The sequence below is a fragment of the Clostridium acetireducens DSM 10703 genome, from assembly GCF_001758365.1.
In the GTDB taxonomy this organism is placed as follows: domain Bacteria; phylum Bacillota; class Clostridia; order Clostridiales; family Clostridiaceae; genus Clostridium_C; species Clostridium_C acetireducens.
This window is the reverse complement of record NZ_LZFO01000001.1, coordinates 133010-139973: the sequence shown is the minus strand read 5'-3', so window position 1 is coordinate 139973 and position 6964 is coordinate 133010. Positions and strand designations below refer to the sequence as shown.

Here is a 6964-nt window from a genome sequence, read left to right as displayed (position 1 = left end):
AAGTATTCACTCCTCTTTGTTGTGTATTTTTGGTGGTACTTAAATATTCGACATTTTGGGGTGAATTTCCTTTTTGAATAATAAAAAAGTTAGTAAAATCAATGATTATAAAATATGAAATTTACTCAATTGAAAGATTTAATAGAAAAATTTTAGTATTAAAAGAAGAACAAAAAAGTAATTATATTAAATTAAATAAATTAAAAGAGGAATATAATAAACTTGAATTAGGAAAAATATTGGATATACCTAAAGATATGGAAGATAAACTTCATGAAAGGGATATCAAAATCATATATGGAATGGATTGGCTTAAGAAAAATAACTATAGTGAAGAAGAAAATTTAATATTAATAAAAAATAACCCTTTTCTTCCCTATTCTTTAATTATGGAAAAAGATGATTTAATTAAATTAGAAAAAGAGAATTTAGAAATATTTACATACTATCCTATACCTATTATTAGAAGGGATAGTTTAAACTTGAAATCTAATAAAAATAGCAGTGAATTATATAATTTAGAAGAAGTCACATTTTATTTAGCTTTTAATAATAAATTAATCAATGAAAAAGAACTAAAGAAACTACTTAAAGAAAAGAAAAATCAAATTAATAACTTAATGGAAAATATAAATATTAAGGAAAAAGATATTGAATTTTATGAAAATAATAAAAATCAAATAGAATATTCTACTTTAGATAAGAATAATTATGAAAATCTTCAAAAACAACTAGTTTTAAAAGAAGAAGAACTAAATTTAAAAGATAGCATTTTAAACTCTACTAGAGATGCTATATCAGAAATAAATAGAATTATAGAAAAAACTAATAAATCTATAAGAGAAGGAGAAACAGAGCAATACAAATTAAAAATGGAATTAGAAGATTTTCAAACATTATCTAAGAAGTATGAAATATATGTAAATAATAAAGAGAATTTAGAAAAAAACAAATTAATACTAGAAGATTTTAATAATAAAAAAAGCATTATTAATAATGAAAAAGAAAACTTAGAAAATTCTTTATCAAATTTTCTTGAAGATTTAACACATTTAAAATCAAAACTTAATGAAACTGAAAAAAATTTAACAAAATATTTTCAATATAATAATGGACATATAATTGAAAAAGACATAGAGGATTTAGAAGCTAGATATGATAGTTTAACAAAAGAGCTTTCTTCAGATATACAACTTTTAGAAGATAATCTAAAAGATGCTAATGAAAGATTAAAGAATAAAGAAGAAGATTTAATAAACAAGCAAGATGAATACAACATAAAAGAGGAACAATATAGAGAAGTAGCCTATGATAGATTTAAAGAACAAGAAATAAAAAGAGAGTTAAAAACTGTTAAAGAAAGTTCAAATAATATTAATGAAGATATAAATAAATTAAATATAATCTATGCAAAATTAGAAAGCAAAATAGAAAATTTATATACTAAAATAAAAGATGATTTTGGTAAATATCAACCTAAAGAAAGGGAAAACATAATAAGTATAGACTTTAAAAATAGAATTTTTGAAAACAAACACAAATTAGAAGAAGTTATACTTCAAAAGGATAAAACTTTTAAAATTATTAATATAATTGAAAGCAATTTATCTAATTTAGAAGAGTTTAAAGATTTTAATATAATGGAAAAAATCAATATAGATGTAGCGGTGGAAGATTTTAATAAATTTAGAGGAGAGTTACAAAGAGATTTAAGACACTCCAAAGAAGAAGAAGGAAAGAAAAGTTTACTTTTAATTGAAGAAATTAATAAAGTATCTAGAAAGCCAGAATTTTTTGAGGATGATTTTTTTAGAAAATCTTTAGAAACTATTGAAAAAAGCGTGGATAAACCAGAAATAGTAATAGAAAATTTAAGCATAACTTTAGATGCTCATAGTGCTTTAATGGAAAAGCTTCAAGCAGATATTGATTTAATTACAAAGGAAAAAGAAAATGTATGTCAAAGTATTTATGAATATGTGTTAGAAGTACATACAAACATTGGAAAAATTGATAATAATTCATCTATAAAAATAAGAGATAAATATGTAAAAATGCTTAATATAAAGTTACCACAGTGGGAAAGTAATAGTGATATTTATAAACTAAGAGTGAATGATTATATAGAAACACTTACAAATAAAGCATTATTAAGATTAAAAAATAATGAAAATATAGAAGATTTAATATCAAAAAGCATTAATACCTGTGAACTTTACAATGAAGTAGTATCTATAAGTAATATTGATGTTAAGCTTTATAAAATAGAAGAAGACAAACAAGTACAAATAAGTTGGAACGATGTTTCTCAAAATTCAGGAGGAGAGGGTTTCCTTTCCGCTTTTGTAATATTATCTAGCTTATTATCTTACATGAAAAGAGATGAAACAGATATATTTTCTAATAATGAAGATGGTAAAGTTATTATAATGGATAATCCTTTTGCCCAAACTAGTGCAGAGCATTTATTAAAACCTCTTATGGACATAGCAAAAAAGAGCAATACTCAGCTTATTTGTTTTTCAGGATTAGGAGGAGATTCTATATATAATAGGTTTGATAACATATATGTGTTAAATCTAATATCATCAAAATTGAAAAGTGGTTTAAAATATTTAAGATCCGAGAAAGTGAAAGGAGAAGAATTCACAGAAAATCTAATAGGTTCTAGATTTATATTAGAAGAAGTTTCTGTAGATCAAATGGATTTATTTTAGCATCCATAAATTATAGTGTAAGAAAAAGAATATATATAAATAATTTTATGGAGCATTTTATATAGCAATAGAGTAGAAATGATAATTAATCTCAATTATACTAATGTTAATTAATATAATTTGAGAGGGGGGAGTATAGTATTTAATAGATACTATACAAGATAATGCAAGATACAAGAGAAATGTTATTACAAGAATCACCTATAAAACTTATGTTTAAATTATGTGCACCAGCTATTATTGGAATGGTTGTAATTGGATTATATTCTTTTATGGATGGAGTATTTGCAGGGCAGTTAATTGGAGAAAATGCAATGGGTGCTATATCAATAGCATATCCTATAACATTATTTAATTCAGGAATATCTACATTAATAGGAATAGGTTCAGCTTCGGTTTTATCTAGAGCCATTGGAAATAAAGATCAAGAAATAATAGATAAAATAATGGGAAATTTAATTGCATTAGTTTTATTACTTTCAACTATTATTATGGTAATTGGATTAATTTTTACTAGACAATTACTTGCAGTTAGTGGAGCTCATGGAGAAATACTAGAGTTAGGAGTTCGTTATCTTAGAATTGTTTTTATTGGTTCTATTTTTGTAAATTTTGCTCAAAGTGCTAATATGGTTATGCGTGGAGAAGGTTTAATGAAAAAAGCAATGTCAATTATGGCTTTCGGAGCTGTATTAAATATTGTTTTAGATCCAATTTTAATTAAAGCTTTTGGAGATAAAGAAATAGTATGTAATAATTAAAATTAAGAGCATTTTTAATATATTATAAAAAACGTGCCTAAATTGGTACGTTTTTTTAGTAGTAATTCTTATATAATTATAAAAAAGGTAAATACAGACAAGATACATAAATTTTACAGATAATCTATAAAACAAACTAAAAAAAGAGGTGAGAAAATTTTTACTAAATTTATATAGGCTTTGGTAAAAATATTAATGAAAATGAATAATAAAAATAGAGAAACAAATCCTTGGGAAATGAGTCATATTAGAGTAGTTAAGGAGGAAGAATTTTTGTAAAAAAGTATAAAATGAATAGAGCGGCTTTTTTACTTGCTACTACTGAAAAAAATATTAATGATATTGCTATATCTTTAGGATATTTAAATGCTAGTAAATTTACATCAGCTTTTAAAAGCGTAATTGGAGTTCTTCTAAAAGAATATAGAAAAGAAAATAATTTTTCAGAGCATTTTTTATAAGTACGCATACTTGTATAGAATCTTGTAATATTCAATATAATATATATAAATGCATTAATAATAAAAAAATTTAAAACTAAAATATAGAAAAAATTGGATTTTAGTAGAAAGTTGGTGTACTATGTTCAGTCCTAGATTAGTTTTATTTGAAAAAGGTGCTTTAGATTATGAACTTGGCAAATATATATATAATAGATTTAAAAATGATTCTAATGTTGAAATTATAAAATTATCATCAAATAAAATTATTTCATCTATACCAGGAGAAAATATGTATGAGAAGTATAGGGCAGGTAAAAAAACATTAGTTGTAGGAGTAAAAAAGAGTTTAAAATTTCAAAGTTGTAAACCATCAGCTCATTATCAATTACCTTTAGTTACTGGTTGTATGGGACAATGTGAGTATTGCTATTTAAATACCCAATTAGGGAATAAACCTTTTGTAAGAGTTTATGCAAATATTGATGAAATATTAAATCAGGCTAAAAAATATATACAAGCACGAAGTCCAGAGATAACTATATTTGAAGGATCAGCAACTTCAGATCCAATTCCTGTAGAACCCTATACTAATTCATTAAAAACATGTATAGAATATTTTGCAGGTGAACAGCTGGCAAAATTTAGGTTTGTGACAAAATATAATGATATAGATAGTTTATTGCAAGTTAATCATAATTCTCACACAGAAATTAGATTTAGTTTGAATACATATAGTATAATAAATGAATATGAACATTTCACAGCTTCTGCTCATAAACGCATAGAAGCCGCAGCTAAACTTGCAAGACATGGCTATCCTATAGGATTTATAATAGCACCGGTATTTATATATGAAAATTGGAAAGAGGAATATAGAAAACTTATAGATATGTTACATAAAACATTACCACAAGATTTAAAAGTCCCTATTGGATTTGAAGTAATATCTCATAGATTTACCACTAAAGCTAAAAATACTATACTTGAAATATTTCCAGAAACTACTTTACCCATGAAAGAAGAAGAAAGAAAATTTAAATATGGACAATTTGGATATGGAAAGTACATATATCCTAATGAACAATTACAAGAAATAAAAAATTTTTTTAAAGAGGAATTAAGTGATAAATTTAAAGATGCACATATTAAATATATAATTTGATATAGTAATTAAAAAAATTATCCCTATGATATAATATATTAAAAATACTTATCTAGAATGTATATAAATAACTAGAAAGAAGGGACTAAAAATGCTTGATATGATACTTCTAGGAACTGGTGGAGGAATGCCAACGCCAGAGAGAAATTTATCAGCAGCACTTTTAAATTATAAAGGTCATAAAATTTTAATAGATTGTGGAGAGGGAACACAAGTTTCTATGAAAATTGCTAGGACTGGTTTTAAAAATATAGATATTATATGCATAACTCATTGGCACGGCGATCATATAGTAGGTCTTCCAGGACTTTTAGCAACTATTGCAAATAGTGGACGTATAGAGCCTTTAACTATAATTGGACCTGTGGGAATAAAAGAAGTAGTAAATGGGTTAAGAATAATAGTTCCATATATGACTTATGAATTAAATATAATTGAACATAGAAATGAAACTTTAAATTTTACTTGTACTAACGAAAATCTTTTATTATCAGATAAAGGGGAAATTAGTATAAATACTTTAGAATTAGAACATTCTGCTCCATGTATAGCTTACGCTTTTAATATAAATCGAACACCAAAGTTTAATTTAGAAAAAGCTTTAAAAAATCAAGTACCTAAAGATATTTGGAATATACTTCAAAATGGCAGTAGTGTAAATTTTCAAGGAAAAGTATATGAACCCTCTGAAGTTTTAGGCGAAGAAAGAGAAGGTATAAAATTTTCTTATGTAACAGATACATTACCTATTGATAATATAGTTTCTTTTGTAGAAAAAAGCGATATTTTAATATGTGAAGGTACCTATGGAAAAGATGATGACAAAGATAAAGCTATAAAAAATAAACACATGACTTTTTCACAAGCAGCTTTAATTGCTAAAAAAGCACAAGTTAAAGAGCTTATGTTAACACATTTTAGCACTGCAATGGAAAATCCACATCAGTTTATTCATTTTGCAAAAGATATTTTCCCTAATGTACAAATTGGTGAAGATAGAATGACTAAAACTTTAACTTTTGAAAAATAAAGGTTTATGTTTTTAGTTGACATAATTACAAAGTATATATATAATTTAGTTAAATATTGAAGAATATTCTATAAATTTAACTAATTACAGGGGGTATGTATTATTATGATTACTTCTAATATTAAAGGAAGAATAAGATTTAAAGATGGTGCTTTTAAAAATGGAGAAGTTATTGCAAAATTACAAAATGAAATTAATAAAGTAGAAGGAATTAAAAATTACAGAATTAACGAAAGAATAGGAAGTCTTTTAATAGAATATAATTCTGATATTATAGGCGAAAATAAAGTAATAGAATTAGCAAGTAAATGTATGCAAGATAAAGGAGAACTTGTTAACAATATAAAAGAAACACTTAAAAATAAGGGATTAGATACTGTAAAGCAAAGTTTTGGAAAAAGCGGTAGTGGTAAAGGAAAAGGAAGAATGTCATCTAATTCTGATATGGTAGGAAATTTAATAGAAATGGTTAATCCATTAAATTCTTCAAATCCTTTAATGGCAATAGGAAAGACTCTTGGACTAGGTTTTGCAGGACAAAAGGGAATTAAAGCATGTGGCAGATGCTTTAGAAGATAGAGAAAAGGTAGAATAATTTCAGAGAAAAAAGAATTGAAAATAATCTATATAAAAATAATAAGACCGTCTCATAAAGAAAGTTTGTAAATAAGTCATTTCATCAAGATACTCTAAGAATAAAAAATAAAAAAACTCCTACCCAATTTATGCCCCGTCCTTGGGGCGGAAATTGGCTCATCACGTCCTGTGATGAATTACGGAGTTTTTTTATTTTTTCTTCTAAGAGTGTCTAAAATTCATTCAAATTATTTACAAACTTTCTTTATGAGACG

Annotated in this window: 5 protein-coding genes and 1 pseudogene; all 6 read left to right on the top strand. The window is 24.9% G+C overall.

Annotated features, from left to right (window positions below; genetic code table 11):
* Positions 1-101: 101 nt before the first annotated feature.
* The 6 genes and pseudogenes from CLOACE_RS00670 (at position 102) to CLOACE_RS00645 (ending at position 6692) form a co-directional block, all read left to right on the top strand.
* Entirely contained in the window at positions 102-2717 is a 2616-nt protein-coding gene (locus tag CLOACE_RS00670; protein ID WP_070109115.1) for a coiled-coil domain-containing protein, read from the top strand.
* Positions 2718-2881: 164 nt separating this feature from the next.
* A pseudogene (locus tag CLOACE_RS00665) lies at positions 2882-3454 on the top strand (MATE family efflux transporter); the annotation flags it as partial.
* 293 nt (positions 3455-3747) lie between these two features.
* On the top strand, positions 3748-3939 hold the full coding sequence (locus tag CLOACE_RS00660; RefSeq protein ID WP_278287445.1) for a helix-turn-helix domain-containing protein: 192 nt from the start codon (positions 3748-3750) through the stop codon (positions 3937-3939).
* 121 nt (positions 3940-4060) lie between these two features.
* Positions 4061-5083, top strand: coding sequence for a spore photoproduct lyase (splB, locus tag CLOACE_RS00655; RefSeq protein WP_070109114.1), 1023 nt, complete (start codon positions 4061-4063; stop codon positions 5081-5083).
* Between the two features lie 91 nt (positions 5084-5174).
* The gene (locus tag CLOACE_RS00650) at positions 5175-6113 is read left to right on the top strand and encodes a ribonuclease Z (RefSeq protein ID WP_070109113.1); all 939 of its coding nucleotides are present in this window, start codon (positions 5175-5177) and stop codon (positions 6111-6113) included.
* Positions 6114-6218: 105 nt separating this feature from the next.
* Complete coding sequence (locus CLOACE_RS00645; RefSeq protein WP_070109112.1) at positions 6219-6692, top strand: HMA2 domain-containing protein; 474 nt, start codon at positions 6219-6221, stop codon at positions 6690-6692.
* Positions 6693-6964 lie beyond the last annotated feature (272 nt).

Coding starts and splice junctions, on each gene's coding strand:
- CLOACE_RS00670 (WP_070109115.1), top strand. CDS start 102: ATGATTATAAAATATGAAATTTACTCAATTGAAAGATTTAATAGAAAA.
- splB (WP_070109114.1), top strand. CDS start 4,061: ATGTTCAGTCCTAGATTAGTTTTATTTGAAAAAGGTGCTTTAGATTAT.
- CLOACE_RS00650 (WP_070109113.1), top strand. CDS start 5,175: ATGCTTGATATGATACTTCTAGGAACTGGTGGAGGAATGCCAACGCCA.
- CLOACE_RS00645 (WP_070109112.1), top strand. CDS start 6,219: ATGATTACTTCTAATATTAAAGGAAGAATAAGATTTAAAGATGGTGCT.